This is a genomic window from Aureimonas jatrophae, from assembly GCF_900104035.1.
In the GTDB taxonomy this organism is placed as follows: domain Bacteria; phylum Pseudomonadota; class Alphaproteobacteria; order Rhizobiales; family Rhizobiaceae; genus Aureimonas; species Aureimonas jatrophae.
On record NZ_FNIT01000002.1, the window covers coordinates 511876 to 527588 of the forward strand.

The 15713-nt window shown below is 70.2% G+C and carries 15 protein-coding genes; 2 read left to right on the plus strand and 13 right to left on the minus strand.

Annotated elements, in window-relative coordinates; genetic code table 11:
• Positions 1-19 precede the first annotated feature (19 nt).
• The 11 genes from BLQ76_RS06815 to cuyA all read right to left on the minus strand — a co-directional run bounded on the left by BLQ76_RS06815 (position 20) and on the right by cuyA (position 12364).
• The gene (locus BLQ76_RS06815; protein ID WP_090670823.1) at positions 20-1171 is read right to left on the minus strand and encodes a M20 family metallopeptidase; all 1152 of its coding nucleotides are present in this window, start codon (positions 1169-1171) and stop codon (positions 20-22) included.
• Positions 1168-3525, minus strand: coding sequence for a penicillin acylase family protein (locus tag BLQ76_RS06820; protein ID WP_244519499.1), 2358 nt, complete (start codon positions 3523-3525; stop codon positions 1168-1170). The genes BLQ76_RS06815 and BLQ76_RS06820 overlap by 4 nt, the downstream gene beginning before the upstream one ends.
• A gap of 13 nt (positions 3526-3538) precedes the next feature.
• On the minus strand, positions 3539-4516 hold the full coding sequence (locus BLQ76_RS06825; RefSeq protein ID WP_090670829.1) for an ABC transporter ATP-binding protein: 978 nt from the start codon (positions 4514-4516) through the stop codon (positions 3539-3541).
• The gene (locus tag BLQ76_RS06830; protein ID WP_090670832.1) at positions 4513-5520 is read right to left on the minus strand and encodes an ABC transporter ATP-binding protein; all 1008 of its coding nucleotides are present in this window, start codon (positions 5518-5520) and stop codon (positions 4513-4515) included. Before BLQ76_RS06830 ends, BLQ76_RS06825 begins: the two co-directional genes overlap by 4 nt.
• Complete coding sequence (locus BLQ76_RS06835) at positions 5520-6299, minus strand: SDR family NAD(P)-dependent oxidoreductase (protein WP_090670835.1); 780 nt, start codon at positions 6297-6299, stop codon at positions 5520-5522. The genes BLQ76_RS06830 and BLQ76_RS06835 overlap by 1 nt, the downstream gene beginning before the upstream one ends.
• 11 nt (positions 6300-6310) lie before the next feature.
• The gene (locus BLQ76_RS06840) at positions 6311-7174 is read right to left on the minus strand and encodes an ABC transporter permease (protein WP_090670838.1); all 864 of its coding nucleotides are present in this window, start codon (positions 7172-7174) and stop codon (positions 6311-6313) included.
• Between the two features lie 9 nt (positions 7175-7183).
• The gene (locus BLQ76_RS06845; protein ID WP_090670841.1) at positions 7184-8104 is read right to left on the minus strand and encodes an ABC transporter permease; all 921 of its coding nucleotides are present in this window, start codon (positions 8102-8104) and stop codon (positions 7184-7186) included.
• Between the two features lie 16 nt (positions 8105-8120).
• A complete protein-coding gene (locus BLQ76_RS06850; protein WP_090670845.1) occupies positions 8121-9623 on the minus strand; it encodes an ABC transporter substrate-binding protein in 1503 nt (500 codons plus the stop codon).
• Positions 9624-9684: 61 nt separating this feature from the next.
• Positions 9685-10599 (minus strand): polysaccharide deacetylase family protein, encoded by a 915-nt coding sequence (locus BLQ76_RS06855; RefSeq protein ID WP_090670848.1) that lies wholly within the window; start codon positions 10597-10599, stop codon positions 9685-9687.
• A complete protein-coding gene (gene cuyB / locus BLQ76_RS06860; RefSeq protein ID WP_090670850.1) occupies positions 10596-11333 on the minus strand; it encodes a cysteate racemase in 738 nt (245 codons plus the stop codon). The genes BLQ76_RS06855 and cuyB overlap by 4 nt, the downstream gene beginning before the upstream one ends.
• An 8-nt stretch (positions 11334-11341) precedes the next feature.
• Complete coding sequence (cuyA, locus tag BLQ76_RS06865) at positions 11342-12364, minus strand: D-cysteate sulfo-lyase (RefSeq protein ID WP_090670853.1); 1023 nt, start codon at positions 12362-12364, stop codon at positions 11342-11344.
• 117 nt (positions 12365-12481) lie between these two features.
• Here cuyA and BLQ76_RS06870 point away from each other — a divergent pair, with 117 nt between their 5' ends.
• On the plus strand, positions 12482-13399 hold the full coding sequence (locus BLQ76_RS06870; protein WP_090670857.1) for a LysR family transcriptional regulator: 918 nt from the start codon (positions 12482-12484) through the stop codon (positions 13397-13399).
• 10 nt (positions 13400-13409) lie between these two features.
• On the opposite strand, the gene BLQ76_RS06875 is transcribed toward BLQ76_RS06870, so the two are convergent.
• Complete coding sequence (locus BLQ76_RS06875) at positions 13410-14288, minus strand: LysR family transcriptional regulator (protein ID WP_090670860.1); 879 nt, start codon at positions 14286-14288, stop codon at positions 13410-13412.
• A gap of 135 nt (positions 14289-14423) precedes the next feature.
• Here BLQ76_RS06875 and BLQ76_RS06880 point away from each other — a divergent pair, with 135 nt between their 5' ends.
• Positions 14424-15440, plus strand: coding sequence for a YeiH family protein (locus tag BLQ76_RS06880; protein ID WP_090670863.1), 1017 nt, complete (start codon positions 14424-14426; stop codon positions 15438-15440).
• Positions 15441-15460: 20 nt separating this feature from the next.
• On the opposite strand, the gene BLQ76_RS22025 is transcribed toward BLQ76_RS06880, so the two are convergent.
• Positions 15461-15625, minus strand: a complete 165-nt coding sequence (locus tag BLQ76_RS22025; RefSeq protein WP_170842502.1) for a hypothetical protein — start codon at positions 15623-15625, stop codon at positions 15461-15463.
• Positions 15626-15713: the final 88 nt, after the last annotated feature.

Below are 15713 nucleotides of genomic sequence, written 5' to 3' on the forward strand. Positions count from 1 at the left end.
CCCTCTGCGGAGCCGTCGATCAGGCCGTGCCCGGCAGCCGCAGGAGAAGGTTGGCGAGCAACGCGGTTCGCGGCACGAGGCTGGACACGAGGATATGCTCGTCCAGCGTATGGGCGCCCGCGCCGTCGGCGCCCAGACCGTCGAGCGTCGGGATGCCGAGGGCGGCGGTGAAGTTGCCGTCCGAACCGCCGCCCGTCGCGACCCCTTCCAGCGGGAAGCCGAGCTCATCCGCGATACGGGCCGCTTCGCCGAACACCCGCAGGCCAGCGGGGCTGGCCGCGAAGGGCGGACGGTTGAGGTCGGCCGCGATCTCGTAGCGGATGTCGGGATCGGTGGGCTTCAGGGCGCGGATGCGCTCGAGGATGGCGTCGGCCGACGCCATGTCGGGCAGGCGCAGGTCGACCTCGAGCCGGCACTCGTCGGGAACCGTATTGCGCCCCGTGCCGCCCCGGATCGTGCCGACCGTGATGGTGATGCCGCGCGCGGCGTCGTTCATCGCTTCCAGGTCGAGGACGAGGCGCGCGGCGGCGCGGATCGCGGAGCGCCCGTCGGCGGGGCGCACCCCGGCATGGGCGGCGCGGCCCCGAACCGTGATGTCGCACAGGCCGACGCCCTTGCGCGCCGTGACGATCTTGCCGCCGTCGCGCGCCGGTTCGGCCACGAGCGCGGCGAGCGCTCCTTGGGCCAGTTCCTCGATCGCGGTGCGCGAGCTCTTCGATCCCACCTCCTCGTCGGATACGATGAGAAGATCGACCGGATGGGGCAGGCCGTGCGCCGTGGCGAGGCGCATGGCCTCGATCGCCATCGCGACGCCGCTCTTCATGTCGTAGACGCCGGGGCCGTAGAGCCGGTCGCCATCGCGGCGCAGGGGCAGGCGTTCCGCCAGCGTCCCCACCGCGTGCACCGTGTCGATATGGGCGAGGATCAGGACGCGCGGTGCGCGCTCGCCAGCGGGGCGGGGCGTGCGCAGGACGAGATGGTCGCCGAACCCCATCGTGCCCGGCCGCCGCTCCACGAGAAGACCGGAGCCTTCGGCCTTGCGGGCGACGAGATCCGCCAGCCGGTTCACGGCGGCCGCGTCGCGGCTCGGCGTCTCGATCCCGACGAAGGCGTGGATGTCTGCGAGAAGGCGGGCCTCGTCGACGGTTGCGGCCTGGACCGAGAGGCTCATGCGCCGCCCCCATCGTCGGGAACGAGGTGGACGAGGTGGCGCGTCGCCTCGTCGACGCGCGCGCGGCTGTAGAGAAGCGGCACGAACGCGCCCTCGGCCCAGAGCGGCGCGAGGTCGCCGTAATGCGGCGAGGCGGGGTCGCCGGACTGGCCCGGCGCGTTGATGCAGACCGACGCATCCCAATCCCCGACATCCATGACGAGCCGCACCGAGGCGCCGGCGTTCACCACGAAGTCGTCGAGCCGGTAGGCGGCGTGCATCGGCGTCGAGCGGCTGCCGCCGAGCGGCAGGGGGCCGACGTCCCAGCTGGTGTCGGGGCCGGGCTTCACGCCGCTCGCCTCGTGCTCGAACAGGGCGCGATGCAGCGTGCCCCAGCGCCAGAGCGAGGAGTCGGGGCCAAGGCGCCGCCGGCACTCCGCAAAGGCTTCCGCAAGGGTCACAAGGAGCAGGGCGTCGCGCTCGGGCGCCGTCCAGAGCGGCTCGGCGCGCTGGAGGTGGGTGAGGATGCGGTCGAAGTCGCCCGGTAGAAGGAGCTTGCGCACCGCCGGGTCGGGGGCGGCGCGCGCGAGAACGGCGGGCCGCAGATGCTTCATCCACCAGACCTCGAACAGGGCAGCCGGCGCGCTGTCCGCCTCGAGCCGGTGGTCCCAGTCCGCAAGGAGCGCGATCGCCGAGGCGACCTCTTCCCCCGAGACGTCGATCTGTCGGAGGAGGGGGACGAGCACGGCGGCGGGCCGCGAGTGCACGTCGGTCTGCAGCGCCATGGAGGCTTCCAGCGTGTGGCTCGGATCGGCCTGCAGGACGCTCTCGATCCGCCGCGCACGGCTCGCGTCGGCCCATTCGTGACCGATGGTGGGCGCATCCGCCGGGCGGTCCGGCGGGAGGTTCATCTCGTTGGCCGAGAACACGAAGCCGCGCTCGGGGTTCAGTGCGCGGGGAAGCTCGTCCGGCGCGAGGAAGCCGTCCCATTCGTGCGTGCCGTCGCCTGGCACCGGCAGGAGGCCGTGCCAGTTGCGCCGGCGCGGCGTGAAGCCGGCGGTGAACCAGCCGATGTCGCCGCTCGTATCGGCCGCGACATGGTTGACGGAAGGGGTGCCCCAATGGCCGAGCGAAGCGGCAAAGCCCCGGGTCGTCGGCTCACGCATGTAGGCGAGGCTGCCGAGATAGGCGGCCGAGCCCGGCACGAGCCAGACGGTGCGCAGCGCCACCGCGCGGCGGCGGCCTGCGTCCTCGTGCAGAACCGGCCCGTGGCGCGTGAAGGACAGGGCGAGGTGCTGGTCGTCGCACCCGCGCACGGCGAAGCGCTCGCGGATGCGCTGGATCGGCTCCCAGCCGTCGCCGTAGCGGTAGAGGTCGGGATCGCCGTCCTTCGTCTCGTAGACGCAGACGTCCTCCTGGTCGGCGCCGAAGATCGTCAGGCCGAAGGCCAGCGTCTCGTTGTGGCCGATCGAGAGGCCGGGAGCGCTCGGCTCGCCCGCGCCGATCACGTTGAGGCTCGGGGCCTCCAGATGGGCGAGGTAGCGCAAGGAGGGCACGGCGTGGGCGCGGTGCGGATCGCTGGCAAGGATCGGCCGTCCGCTCCGCGTGCGGGACGGGTGGACGGCCCAGTTGTTGGACCCTTCCTCGGCGGCGCGGCGGACGATGTCGCCGAGGTCCGTGACCTCGGTCCAGACCCAGGCATCGGCGAGCGTGGCGTCGAGGCGCTCGCGCTCGAAGGTGACGGGCGCGGTCGCCAGCTTGAACAGGCGGATGCATTCGAGCGGCACGTCGGCGGCCGTCACGCCGCCCGCAAGGCGCGGGGTCACCGGCGGGTCGATCTCGAAGCGCATGAGGTCGGTCTCGGCACCCGCCATCGCGCTGACGTTGGCGCGCAGGATTTCCGAGACGCCGTTGCGCGTCAGCGCGTGCGAGCGGATGCGCACGACATCGGCGGGCTCCCAGCGCTGCGGCCTCGTGCCGAACGTGGCGAATTCCGGGGGCAGACGATGCGGTTCTCGCCCGCACAGGGCGACGAAGGCGTTCACGCCGGCCGCAAAGGCCGTGCAGATGGCTCTCGTGTCGTCGGCATAGCTCCGCCATTCGGCGTCCATGTCGCCGCGGTAGAGGAAGTGGCGGGCCGCGTGGTCCTGCGCGAGGTATCCGGGGCCGAAGTCGGCGGCGAGAAGCCCGAGGCCCCGCTTGCGCCACAGGTCGATCTGCCAGAGCCGGTCGCGCGCCGCGTTGAAGCCCTGCGCGAGGAAGAGGTCGGCCTCGCTGTCCGCGCGGATATGGGGAATGCCCCAGCGGTCGACGCGGATCTCGGCCGGTGCGCGGAGGCCGGGAAGGGCGATGGTTTCTGTCGTGGTACGGGTCACGGCTGTCGGAGTCTCAGGCATGGTGGCAGGCGACGAGCGCGCCGTCGGGGCGCGGCGTCAGCTCGGGCCGCACGTTGGCGCAGATCTCGCTGGCGAGCGGGCAGCGCGTGCGGAAGGCGCAGCCGGACGGGATGTCGGTCGGGCTCGGCAGCTCGCCCGACAGCGCAAAGCGCGGCTTGGCGCGCTGCACGACCGGATCGGCCTCGGGAACCGCCGCCATCAGCGCGCGCGTATAGGGGTGCTTGGGCGCGGCGAAGAACGTGTCGCGCTCCGCGATCTCGACGAAGCGCCCGAGATACATGACCACGACGCGGTCGCAAATGTGCCGGACGACGCCGAGATCATGCGAGACGAAGAGGTAGGAGACCCCGGTCCGCGCCTGCAGCGCGGTAAAAAGGTTGAGGATCTGCGCGCGCACCGAGACGTCGAGCGCCGAGACCGGCTCGTCGCAGATCACGAGGTCGGGTTCGAGCGCCAGGGCGCGCGCGATCACGACGCGCTGGCGCTGGCCGCCGGAGAACTGGTGGGGATAGCGGTCGGCGTGCTCGGGCCGAAGGCCGACCTGCGAGAGAAGCGCGCCGACGCGCTCGCGCAGCGCCTGTCCCCGGGCGATGCCCCGAACGCGCAACGGCTCGCCGACGGTCGCGCCGATCGTGGAGCGCGGGTCGAGCGAGAGCGCGGGGTCCTGGAAGATCATCTGGACGCGTCGGCGGATGGCGTGGAGCTGGCGTGCGCTGGCCCCCACCACCTCCTCGCCGCCGACACGGATCGTGCCGGCCTGCGCGGGCTGGAGGCCGACGATGGCGTTGGACAGGGTCGACTTCCCGCAGCCCGACTCGCCCACCAGCGCGACCGTCTCGCCCCGGCGGATGGCGAGGTCGACGCCGTTCACGGCCCGCACCACCGGCCCGGCCGATCCCAGGAGCGAGGCGCGCCCGCCGAAGCGGACCTCGACGCCCTGCATGTCGAGAACGTTGCCGGCCGCGCTCATGCGGCGATGTCCCGGATCTCGGCGATGCGGTCGGCGTGCCAGCAGGCCGATCGATGGCGGGTCCCGCGCTCGAAGAGCGGGGGCTGCTCCTCGCGGCACCGCCGGTCCGCGAGCGGGCAGCGCTCGGTGAAGCGGCAGCCGGCGCCGAACTCGTGCGGGGCGGGCACCATGCCCTCGATCGTGGCGAGATCGGCCTTGGGCGGGTGGCCGGGCTTGGGAACGCTGGCCAGAAGCAGCGCGGTATAGGGATGCTGGGGGCGCGCGAAGAGCCGATCCACCGGCGCGATCTCGGCGACGCGCCCGGCATACATCACCGCCACGTCGTCGGCGATGTCGGCCACCACGCCCATGTCGTGGGTGATGATCACGACCGCCGTCCCGCGCTCGGCGACGAGCCGCTTCATGAGGTCGAGGATCTGGGCCTGGATGGTGACGTCGAGCGCGGTGGTCGGCTCGTCGGCGACGAGGACGCGCGGGGCGCAGATCAGCGCGATCGAGATCATGATGCGCTGGCACATGCCGCCGGACAGCTCGAACGGATACTGGTGGAGGCGCCGGTCGGGATCGGGGATGCCGACATCGGCGAGCATGCTGCGGGCCGCCGCCATGGCCTCCTTGAGCGACACCTTGTGGTGGGCCCGGTAGGCCTCTGCGACCTGCGAGCCGACCGTGCTCAACGGGTCGAGCGAGGCGCTGGGCTCCTGGAAGATGATCGAGATGTCGCGCCCCCGGATGCGGCGGAACTGGCGCTCCGACAGGGCCGACAGGTCGGTCTCCTCCAGCCGGATGCGCCCCTTGGTGCGGCGCGCGGCGGGTGGAAGCAGGCCGAGCATGGCAAAGGAGGTGAGGGACTTGCCGCAGCCGGACTCGCCGACGAGCGCCAGCACCCGACCGCCCTCCACCGCAAAGCTCACGCCGTCCACGACGCTCGCGCCGCCGATCTCGACGGTGAGATCCTCGACCCGCAGGAGCGGATCGGTCTGCGCCCGCGCGCCCGCGTCCATCAGGTCGCCGCGGCCGGCTCGGGCCGGCGATAGGTGCCGATCGAGTTGCCGCCGTCGACGCTGAGCACCGCGCCGGTGATGAAGGCGGCGGCATCCGAGCAGAGATAGGCGATCGCGGACGGGGCATCCTGCGGCCCGCTCGCGCGGCCGAGCGGGATGTTGGCGAGCATGTTGGCGACATAGGCCTCGCTCAGGGCGGAGACCTCGCTGCCCGGCGCAAAGCCCGGTTCGACCACGTTCACGCGGATGCCGTGATGGGCGAGCTCCAGCGCGAAGCCCTTGGACAGGCGCTCCAGCGCGGTCTTGGAAAGGCAGTAGGGCACCGAGCCCAGGTTCATCTTGCGCGCCGCGCCCGATGAGATGTTGATGATCGAGCCGGCGCGCTTCTCGGCGATCATGAGCTTGGCCATCTCGCGCGACAGGACGAAGGGCGCGCGCAGATTGATGCCCATCACGCGGTCCCAGTCCTCGAACGCCATGTCGAGAAGGTCGAAGCGGGTGTAGATGCCGGCATTGTTGACGAGGATGTCGGGCGCGCCCCACGCCTCGCGCACGAGGCCGACCAGCGCCAGCATGGAGCTGTCGTCGGTGAGCTCGGTCGCGTGCAGCAGCGTCGTCGCAGCGTCGAGTTCGAGGTCGGCGGCGCGCTTCTCCAATGCGTCCATGCGCACGTCGCTGAGGCAGAGCCGGGCGCCGCGCTCGGCGAAGTAGCGCGCGATCCAGCCGCCGAAGATGCCGGCGGCGCCGGTCACGACCATCGTCTTGTTCTGGAACTCCATCGGGCGGTCCTTCAGCGGGTTCGCGAGCGCGGGTCGAGCTGGTCACGCAGCCAGTCGCCCACGACGTTGACGGAAAACACGAGCAGGAAGAGGCAGACGCCGGGAACCGCGACGATCCAGGGCGCGCGCTCGATGTACTGGCGCCCGACGCTCATGATCGAGCCCCAGCTAGCGGACGGCGGCTGGATGCCGAGGCCGAGGAAGGAGAGGCCCGACTCGAACAGGATCATCAGGCCGAACTCGGCCGTCATCACGATCAGGATCGGCCCGGCGATGTTGGGCAGGACGTGGCGGAAGAGGATGCGGCCCGCGCCCGCGCCCGCCAGCTCCGAGGCCTTGATGAAGGGCAGGTTGGCCACCTGCAGCGTCTGCGCATAGGCGACGCGCGTGTAGCGCGGCCAGCGTGTGAGGGCGAGCACGAGCACGAGCTTCAGGAAGCCGGGCCCCAGCACCGCGACAGTCAGGACCGCGAGAAGGATCGCGGGGATCGACATCATGATGTCGACGAGGCGCATGATCACGGTCTCGGTCCAGCCGCGGAACCAACCGGCCAGCATGCCGAGCGCGACGCCGACCAGCGTCGAGACGACCACCGACAGGATCGCGACGCCGAGCGACACGCCGGCGCCGGTGAGCGTCCTCGACAGGAGGTCGCGACCGAGATCGTCGGTGCCGAGCCAGTAGGTCGCCCCGCGATACGAAAAGCCCGGCGGCTTCAGGCGTGCGAGAAGCGTCTGCCGGTTGGGATCGAAGGGCGCGACGTAGGGCGCGAGCACCGTCAGCGCGACGATCAGGGCGAGAATCGCCAGGACCGCGACGACCGAAAGGGGAACGCGTCGGGCGCGGCGGCGAAGGGCAAGGGCGGGGACGGTCATGCGGGCGCCCTACCGCGCCAGCCGGATGCGCGGGTCGACCGCGACATAGACAAAATCCGCGAGAACGCTGGTCATGACGTAGACGAAGGAGATCAGGAGCACGATCACCTGCACGACCAGGAAGTCGCGCGACTGGATGGACTGGATGGCGAGCTGTCCGATGCCGGGCCAGGCGAACACGGTCTCGACGATCACCGCGCCGGCCAGAAGGTTGCCGATCTCGAGCGCCGCGATCGTGATCACCGGAATCGCGGCGTTGCGCAGGACATGACGCAGGACGACCTGCCGCTGCGACAGGCCGCGCGCGCGCCCGGCGCGCACGTAGTCCTTCGAGAGCTCGTCGACGATCGAGATACGGGTCATGCGCGCGAACGTCGACATGGAGAGCGCGCCCAGCGCGACGGAGGGCATGATCATGGCCGACCATTCCGCCGAGCCCGACGTCGGCAGCCAGCGCAAGGTGACGCCGAACACGAAGATCAGGAGGATGCCCGACAGGAAGGTCGGCACGCTCTGGCCCGTCACCACAACCGCAGTGAGGAACCGCTCGATCGCGGTGCCGCGCCGGGTCGCCATGACGATGCCGGCGGGAATGCCGACGCCGATCGCGATGCAAAGCGCGCCAGCCGCCAGCTGGATCGTGTAGGGCAGGCGCGACAGGACGATGTCGAGCGCCGGCACGCGCTGGACGACCGACAGGCCGAAGTCGAGCCGGAAGAGCCCCGCGAGATAGTCGAGATACTGGACCGAGATCGGCCGGTCGAAGCCGAGCTGGCGCCGCAGCTCGGCGATCATCTCGGCCGAGGCGTCCTGGGGCACCAGAAGCAGCGTCGGGTCGCCCGACAGGTGCATCACGACGAAGACGATCGTGAGCACGCCGAAGATCGCGATGATCGCCTGTATCAGTCGCTGGACGGCGTAGCTCAGCATGGTCGCGCGCCGCCGCCTACTGCTTCCAGCTCATGTCCATGACGAACATGGCCTCGTTGGCTGTGGGCTGCCACTCGAGCTTCTTGGACGCGCCGTAGAGAGCATAGACCTGGAAGAGGCCGATGCCCGGCACGTCCTCGCGCAGGATCTCGTAGGCTTGGCGGTAGAGGGCGAGGCGCTTGTCCTTGTCGAGGATGCTGCGCGCCTCGTCGACCAGCGCGTTGTAGCTCGAGTTCTCGTACTTCGCCCAGATGCCGCCGCTGCGGAACAGGGGGAAGATGATGCCGTCGGCGTCCTGGCAGGCGCACGACCACAGGCCCAACGCCATGCCGCCGGCATTCTCGGCCTCGCCCTGCCGCCGCTTCAGGAAGGTCGCCTGGTCGCTGGAGGAGATCTGGACGTTGAGGCCGACCTCGCTCAGCATCTGCTGGATGGCCTCGACCATGGCGCGGTTGTAGGACGGCGAGGTCAGGAACTCGACCGTCGCGCCCTCGGCGCCGGCCGCCTTGATCAACTCCATCGCCTTGTCGGGATCGTAGGGATAGCCCTCGACCTCGGCCGTGTAGCCGAAGACGGGTTCGGCCCCGACGATGTTGACGGGCTTGCCGTAGCCCTCGAGCAGCGCGTCCACGAGGCCCTGCCGGTCGATCGCATAGGCGATGGCCTGGCGCACGCGCACGTCCTTGGTTGGACCGGCCTGGGCGTTGAGGTAGAGGTAGCCGACGCGCTCGGTGGGCGCGGAGAGAAGCTGCGTGTCGGCGCCGTTCTGGAGGCTGGCCGCCTGGTCGGGCGGAACCTCGCGGGCGAGGTCGGCCTTGCCGGTCTGAAGGTCGGCGATGCGCGTCGACACGTCCGGCACGGCGCGGAACACGACGCGCGGGAAGGGCGGCTTGCCGCGCCAGTAGTTGTCGTAGGCCGCAAGGTCGGTCTCGACGCCCTTCCGCCATTCGGTGAGCTTGTAAGGCCCGCTGCCGAGCGGCTTCAGGTTGAACTCCTGGTCGCCGACCTTCTCGACATAGCTCTTGGGCACGATCGAAAGCTTCACGAGCTGGGCGAGAAGCGCGGGATAGGCCGTCTTCGTCGTGAGGCGGACGGTGGTGGGGTCCACCACCTCGGCGGACCGGATCTGGTCGAACTGCGAGAGCTGCGGGCTCTTCAGCGCCGGATCGATGATGCGGTTCACCGAGAAGGCGACGTCCTCGGCCGTCAGCTTCGAGCCGTCCTGGAAGGTGACGTCGTCGCGGATCGTGAAGGTCAGCGTCGTGTCGTCGTCGTAGGTCCACTTGGTCGCGATCTGCGGCACGATCTCGCCCGAGGCATCGCGCGTCAGGAGGTTGTCGAAGATGTTGCGGTAGATCGTGTAGCTCTCGGTGTTCCACTGGAGGTGGGGATCGAGCGTCGCGGCCTCGCCGGGCAGGTCGATCGTCAGCGTGTCCTTGGTCTGCGCCTGCGCGCCGGTCGCGACCAGCGCCATGACGGCAACGGCTGCGAAGGCCAGTCCTCGTGTCGTGCGGTTCATGCGGTGCGACCTTTCTGGTGAGCGGAGGGCGGATGGGATGCGTCCGGGAGGCGACGCGGCATCAGGGGAGGGCGAGCCCGCCTTCTTCAGCACAGTAGCGCGCGAGCTCCGCATGGGTGCAGAACCAGACGTCTCCCTTCTCGCGGGCGTGGAGAATGGTTTCCTCCAGAATGAAGATCCGGGAGCGATGGCCGACATGGTGCGGGTGGAGCGTCATCTGGAACAGGCCACCCTCGGCATGGGCGACGTCGAGCTCGCGGCGCAGGATGTCGGCCACCATGGCGGGCCCGCCATAGGGCCGCGCCCCGCCGCCGCGATCCATCGCCATGTAGGGGGCGTCGTCGCGGATCCACTCCACCGGAATCTCGACGACGCCCGTCGGCTCGCCGTTCTCCAGAAGCTCGTAGGGCTCGTCGTCGGCCATCAGCGATGAATCGTAGAGAAGGCCCATCTCGCGCACGATGGCGAGCGTATGGGGGCTGAAGTCCCAGGACGCCGTGCGCATGCCGACCGGCCGCACGCCCGACAGCCGTTCCAGGACGTCGGCCGCGCGCAGGGCAAGATCGCGCTCCGTCGCGTGATCGAGGCCCGAGTTCATCTCGTGGATCCAACTGTGGATCCCGATCTCGTGGCCGCCGTCGCGCGCGGCGCGGATCTCGTCCGGGTTGATCAGCGCCGAGACGGCGGGAACGAAGAAGGAGGCGGACACGCCGTGTCGCTCGAGGACCTTCAGGATCCGCCACACGCCCCGACGCGCGCCATACTGGCCCTGGCTCATGCGCCCGATCGAGCGGCCGCCGTTCTTGAGCTCGAAGGTCTCGTGGTCGGAATCGAACGAGACCGCGAACGCCATGCGCGCCCCGTTCGGCCAGCGCTCGGGGGCGAGCGAGCGTCCGGCGCGCACCTTGTCGACCTTCCCGCGCCAGGTCGGCTCGTCCCAGAGCCAGGGCGCGGTCTCGGTGGTGTCCGTCGTCACGTCGGCTCTCCCCTCGGGCTACGGACCCGCACATCCGGCGCGGCGAAGCCGACGATCGCGCGGATCAGGCAGTCCAGCGTGTCGAAGGCCTCTGCCTCCGGCGCGACCGCGTCGGCGATCAGCGAAAACTCGGTGCAGGCGATCATCTGAATGCGGGCGCCCTCACCGGCGAGGCGTGCGGAGGCCTCCGCCAGCCCGTCCCGCGCCGCCCGGCTCGGCCCGTCCGCCTTCACGCGGCGGATCACCGCGAGAAGCGCGTCGTCGTCCGCCAGATAGACAGGGGTCAGCTCGGCCTTGGCGAAGGTCGGCTCGAACAACTGGGTGCGGCGCACCGCCGGCGAGGCGAGAAGGCCGACGCGACCGCCCGCGCCCGCCATCTCGCGCGCCATCGCCGTCGCCTCCGCCACCATGTCGATGAACGGTACGGAGATCGCCTGCCGGATCGCGGGCGCGAAGTGATGGGCCGTGTTGCAGGGCATGGCGATGGCCTGCGCGCCGGCCGCTTGCAGGCGGGCCGCCATGGCGGCCAGCACGGGTCCGGGATCCTCGCCCGTTCCCTCGATCAGGTGGCGGATGCGCGAGGGCACCTGCGGGTTCTGGTCGACCAGAAGCGGAACGTGGTCGGCGTCGTCCTGCGCGGGCACGGCCGCGATCACCCGCTGCATCAGAAGCACCGTCGCCTCGGGGCCCATGCCCCCCAGGATGCCGACGGGTCGACGGACGGGCGCGGTCATCGAGCCTCTCAGGCCGCCGGTGCGGCGGGACGGATGGCGTCCAGCGCTCCGTCGTAGCCAAACAGGGCGGCCGAGCCTCCGGTGTGGAGGAAGACGACGCGCTCGCCCTTCGCGAAACGGCCCTTGCGACAGTAGTCGATCAGCCCGGCGGCGGCCTTCGCGGAATACACGGGATCGAGGAGGATGCCCTCCAGCTGCGCGAACAGGGCGATCGCCTCGATCGTGTCCTCGCGCGGCACGCCGTAGCCCGCGCCCACGTAGTCGCAGTCGGCGACCACGTCCTCGCGCGCGACCACGCCGGGACAGCCGAGCTTCTCGGCCGTGCGGCATGCGAGATCGAAGACGTTGGCCTCCTGGCGCTCCTTGGGCGCGCGCACGCCGAAGCCGAGAAGCGGGATCTGCGCGTTGATGGCCTTGAGGCCCGTGATCAGCCCGGCATGGGTGCCGGCGCTGCCCGTCGCCGTCACGAGGTGGTCCACCGGCAGCGCGCGGTCGTTGAGCTGGCCGACGAGCTCGAAGGCGCAGTTGACGTAGCCGAGCGCACCGGTCGGGTTCGAGCCGCCGCCCGGAATGACGTAGACGCGGCGGCCCTCTCCCCGCAGCCGCTCGGCGACCGCGTCCATCTCCGCCGCCATGTCGGCACCGCCGGGACGCGTCTCGGTGGTCGCACCGTGCAGGTGGTCGAGGAGGACGTTGCCGTTGCGGTTGTAGTTGGGGTCCCTGGAGCCGGTGCGGTCCTCCAGGAGGATGTGGCAGCCCATGCCGAGCTTGGCGGCGAAGGCGGCGGTCTGGCGGGCGTGGTTGCTTTGCGTGGCGCCTTGCGTGATCACGAGATCCGCCCCTTGCGCTACCGCCTCGGCCATCAGGAACTCGAGCTTGCGCGTCTTGTTGCCGCCGGTCGACAGGCCCGTGCAGTCGTCGCGCTTGATCCAGATCTCGGGGCCGCCCAGCGCCTCACTCAGGCGGTCCATGCGTTCGAGCGGTGTCGGCAGGTGCGCCAGGAAGATGCGAGGAAAACGGGCAAGGTTCATGCGACGCGTATCCCAAACTTGAACAAGGAGACTGTTTCAGATCGAAAGCGGATCGACAAATGCGAATTTGCGGATGAAACATGCGTGATCTGCATGTTGCATAGGGATTGAGCGGTCGTGCGGCTGGAGTGGCTCGAAGATATTCTGGCGGTCGCGCAGACGGGATCGTTTAGCGAGGCGGCGGAGCGCCGTTTCGTGACGCAGTCGGCCTTTTCGCGGCGCATCCAGCAGATCGAGGAGCATGTCGGCGTCGAGCTCTTCGACCGTACGCGCAAGCCCGTGCAGCTGCGCCCGACGACCGAGGCGCAACGCGCGCGGATCGAGGAGCTGACGGACGCCCTGCGCCAGCTCGTCGGTGACCTCAAGCAGGGTGCCAAGCTCTCGGCCAACCGGATCATGATCGTCAGCCAGCACGCGCTGACGGCGACCATGACGTCGCTGATCATCGAGCGGGCGCAGCGCACGGCGCCCGACGCCTCCTTCCGCCTGCGGTCCGCCAACCTCGACGAATGCCTGACGCAGCTCTTCTCGCGCCAGGCCGACATCGCGGTCGTCTACCGGCTGCCGGGTTCGAGCCATTCCGTGCGCTCGGACTTCGTCGAGGCGGCGGTGATCGGCGACGAACGGCTCGTCCCGGTTCTGGCGGCGGACCGGGTCGCGTGGCTCCTAGAGCGCCTGGCAGCCGGAGAGCTGCCCTTCATCAGCTATCCCGCCGACGTCTTCCTGGGGCAGGTCATGGAGCGGGCGGTTCTGGCACGGCTGCGCCGCGACCTGCGGCTCGAGGCGCGGGTCGAGACGGCGCTGACCTTCGCCTCCTGCGAGATGGCGCTGGCCGGCGTCGCGCCCGCCTGGGTGCCGATGTCGCTGGCCCGGCGCGCGATCGAGGAGGGGCGGCTGGCCGACCTGTCGGACCACCTTCCCGCGTGCGATCTGGAGGTGACGGTGATCCGCCTGCTGGGCGCGACGGGTGGGCTCGAACGAGACATCTGGCGCCAGCTCACGGATCGGTCCCTGACCCTTGGCGAGACGGGATAGACCGGACGTCTCAGGCGCAAACCAGGGACAGAAGGGTCGCGACGGCCCGCGTTCTATGGCGTTCGGGATGGGTCAGCGCCGTGAACGGCCGGGGCGGGTGGTCCACGGGCAAAGCTGCGACCTCGCCCGCCGCGACCGCGCTCGCCACCGCGCGCCGCGACAGGACGCTGACGCCCAGACCCGTCGCGACCGCGCTCAAGACCGCCTCGTTGGAGGGAAGCTCCAGAAGGACGCGCAAGTCCTCACGCGCGACACCGGCGGCCTGCGCATGCGTCTCGAACTCCGCCCGCGTTCCCGAACCCGGCTCGCGCAGGATCCAGCCCTGCGAGGCATAGCGCGAGGGTTCGATCGCCGAGGCCTCGGCCCACGGGTGCGCACGACCTGTCACCAGCACGAGCTCGTCGCGCGCGACGACGCGCTGCAGAAGGTTGTCCTCGCGCACGCTCCCTTCCACGAAGCCGACATCGGCCGATCCGTCCGAGACGGCGGCCGCGACGGTGGTCGTGTTGGCGAGCGTCAGCGCGATGTCGAGCGCGGGGTGGGCTGTGCGAAGGGCCAGGAGGTGCGGCGGCAGCCAGTAACTCGCGACCGTCTGGCTGGCATGGATGCGGATCTGGCCGCGCACCTCGTCGGCCAACTCGTCGAGGATATGACGCGTCTCCGCCATGCGCTCCAGAAGCGCACGTGCTTCCGGGACGAAGAGGCGGCCCGCATCGGTCAGCTCGATACGGCGCCCGATCCGGTCGAAGAGGCGCACGTCATGCTGCGCCTCGAGCTGCGCGATCGAGGCGCTGACCGCCGACTGGGTCAGGTTGAGATGGCTGGCGGCCTGGGTCACGTGGAGGCGCTCGGCCACGGCCACGAAGATGCGGAGCTGCTCGAATGTCATGAAGCTTCGTTCGGAAGAACAAATCGTTCCGACAAGAAGAACTAATTGGATCAAACGTGCTGGACAAGCCGATAGTCGGCCATCCGCCGCAGGTGTTGGCCTTGCGACGCTCCCCCGCTCGGTGGCAGGCTTTCCATGTCGATCCAGACCCATGCCGGACACACCGGCGACGCCTTTGCGTCCGTTTCGCGCATTCTCCCAGGCGTCGCGCTCACCGGTGCGGTCGCCGCCGCCGCGATCCTCGTTCCCCGCCTTCTGCAGATGCCGGCGCTCAGCCCGCTCGTGGTGGCCATGGTGATCGGCATCACGCTGCGCAACGTCGTGGGTCCCATCGCCAACAGTGCCGACGGCGTCGCCTTCTCGATGCGGCGCATCCTGCGCTTTGCGATCGTGCTGCTCGGCCTGCAGCTGACCGTCCGGCAGATCGGCGATCTTGGGCTCGGTGCGCTCGCGCTGATCGTCGTCTCGCTGGTCTCCACGTTCTTGGCGATCAAGCTCGCCGGGCGCCTGCTCGGCGTCGAGCGGGGGCTGGCGGAGCTGATCGCGGCGGGCACCTCGATCTGCGGAGCGTCGGCCGTGATCGCGACCAACACGGTGACGCGGGCGCGCGACGAGGATGTCGCCTATGCGATCGCCTGCGTGACGGTGTTCGGGACGCTGTCCATGCTGCTCCTGCCGCTCGCCGGCTCGGCACTCGGTCTGGACGCCGCCCATTACGGGCTGTGGGTGGGCGCCTCGGTGCACGAGGTGGCGCAGGTCGTGGGCGCCGCCTTCCAGGGCGGGGAGGAGGCCGGGCAGTTCGGCACCGTCGCCAAGCTCAGCCGCGTCCTTCTCCTGGCGCCGATGATCCTCCTGATCGGGACCATGGCCGCGCGCGGACGGGGCGGGGCGGGCGCTCGCGCGCCCATGCCCTGGTTCGTGTTCGGCTTCATCGCGATGGTGGTCGCCAACAGCCTCTTCGCGCTGCCGGCGGGCGCACGGGAGGTGATCGTGCCCGCGACCTCGTTTCTGCTCGCCATGGCGCTGGCCGCGATGGGTCTGAGCACGGACATCGGCAAGCTGCGGGCCAAGGGCCTGCGACCGCTGGCTCTGGGCGCCGTCGGCTGGGTGTTCATCACGCTCGTCACGCTGGGCGGCGTGCTCGTCCTGTGAGGATTGAATCGGCGAGACGCTCAGTCCGCCTGTGGCACGGTCCGGCTGCGCTGCAAACGTTCGTTGAACGCCTTCACGGTCTGGTTGGAGCGGTCGGTCGCGCGGTTCGCCGTGCTGATGGCCTCGTTGGCGGCTTCCTGAAGGCAGTCCGCGAGCGCGGCGGTCGCGGACTGGAAGGCGGTCACCTCCTAGCGGCAGGTGTCGATCTCGAACTGAGCGGCAAATCCGGTTGCGCGGGACGCGCAAGCCGGCGGAAGCACTTCGAGGCACATC

Coding starts and splice junctions, on each gene's coding strand:
- BLQ76_RS06815 (WP_090670823.1), bottom strand. CDS start 1,171: ATGAGCCTCTCGGTCCAGGCCGCAACCGTCGACGAGGCCCGCCTTCTC.
- BLQ76_RS06825 (WP_090670829.1), bottom strand. CDS start 4,516: ATGAGCGCGGCCGGCAACGTTCTCGACATGCAGGGCGTCGAGGTCCGC.
- BLQ76_RS06830 (WP_090670832.1), bottom strand. CDS start 5,520: ATGGACGCGGGCGCGCGGGCGCAGACCGATCCGCTCCTGCGGGTCGAG.
- BLQ76_RS06835 (WP_090670835.1), bottom strand. CDS start 6,299: ATGGAGTTCCAGAACAAGACGATGGTCGTGACCGGCGCCGCCGGCATC.
- BLQ76_RS06840 (WP_090670838.1), bottom strand. CDS start 7,174: ATGACCGTCCCCGCCCTTGCCCTTCGCCGCCGCGCCCGACGCGTTCCC.
- BLQ76_RS06845 (WP_090670841.1), bottom strand. CDS start 8,104: ATGCTGAGCTACGCCGTCCAGCGACTGATACAGGCGATCATCGCGATC.
- BLQ76_RS06850 (WP_090670845.1), bottom strand. CDS start 9,623: ATGAACCGCACGACACGAGGACTGGCCTTCGCAGCCGTTGCCGTCATG.
- cuyB (WP_090670850.1), bottom strand. CDS start 11,333: ATGACCGCGCCCGTCCGTCGACCCGTCGGCATCCTGGGGGGCATGGGC.
- cuyA (WP_090670853.1), bottom strand. CDS start 12,364: ATGAACCTTGCCCGTTTTCCTCGCATCTTCCTGGCGCACCTGCCGACA.
- BLQ76_RS06875 (WP_090670860.1), bottom strand. CDS start 14,288: ATGACATTCGAGCAGCTCCGCATCTTCGTGGCCGTGGCCGAGCGCCTC.
- BLQ76_RS06880 (WP_090670863.1), top strand. CDS start 14,424: ATGTCGATCCAGACCCATGCCGGACACACCGGCGACGCCTTTGCGTCC.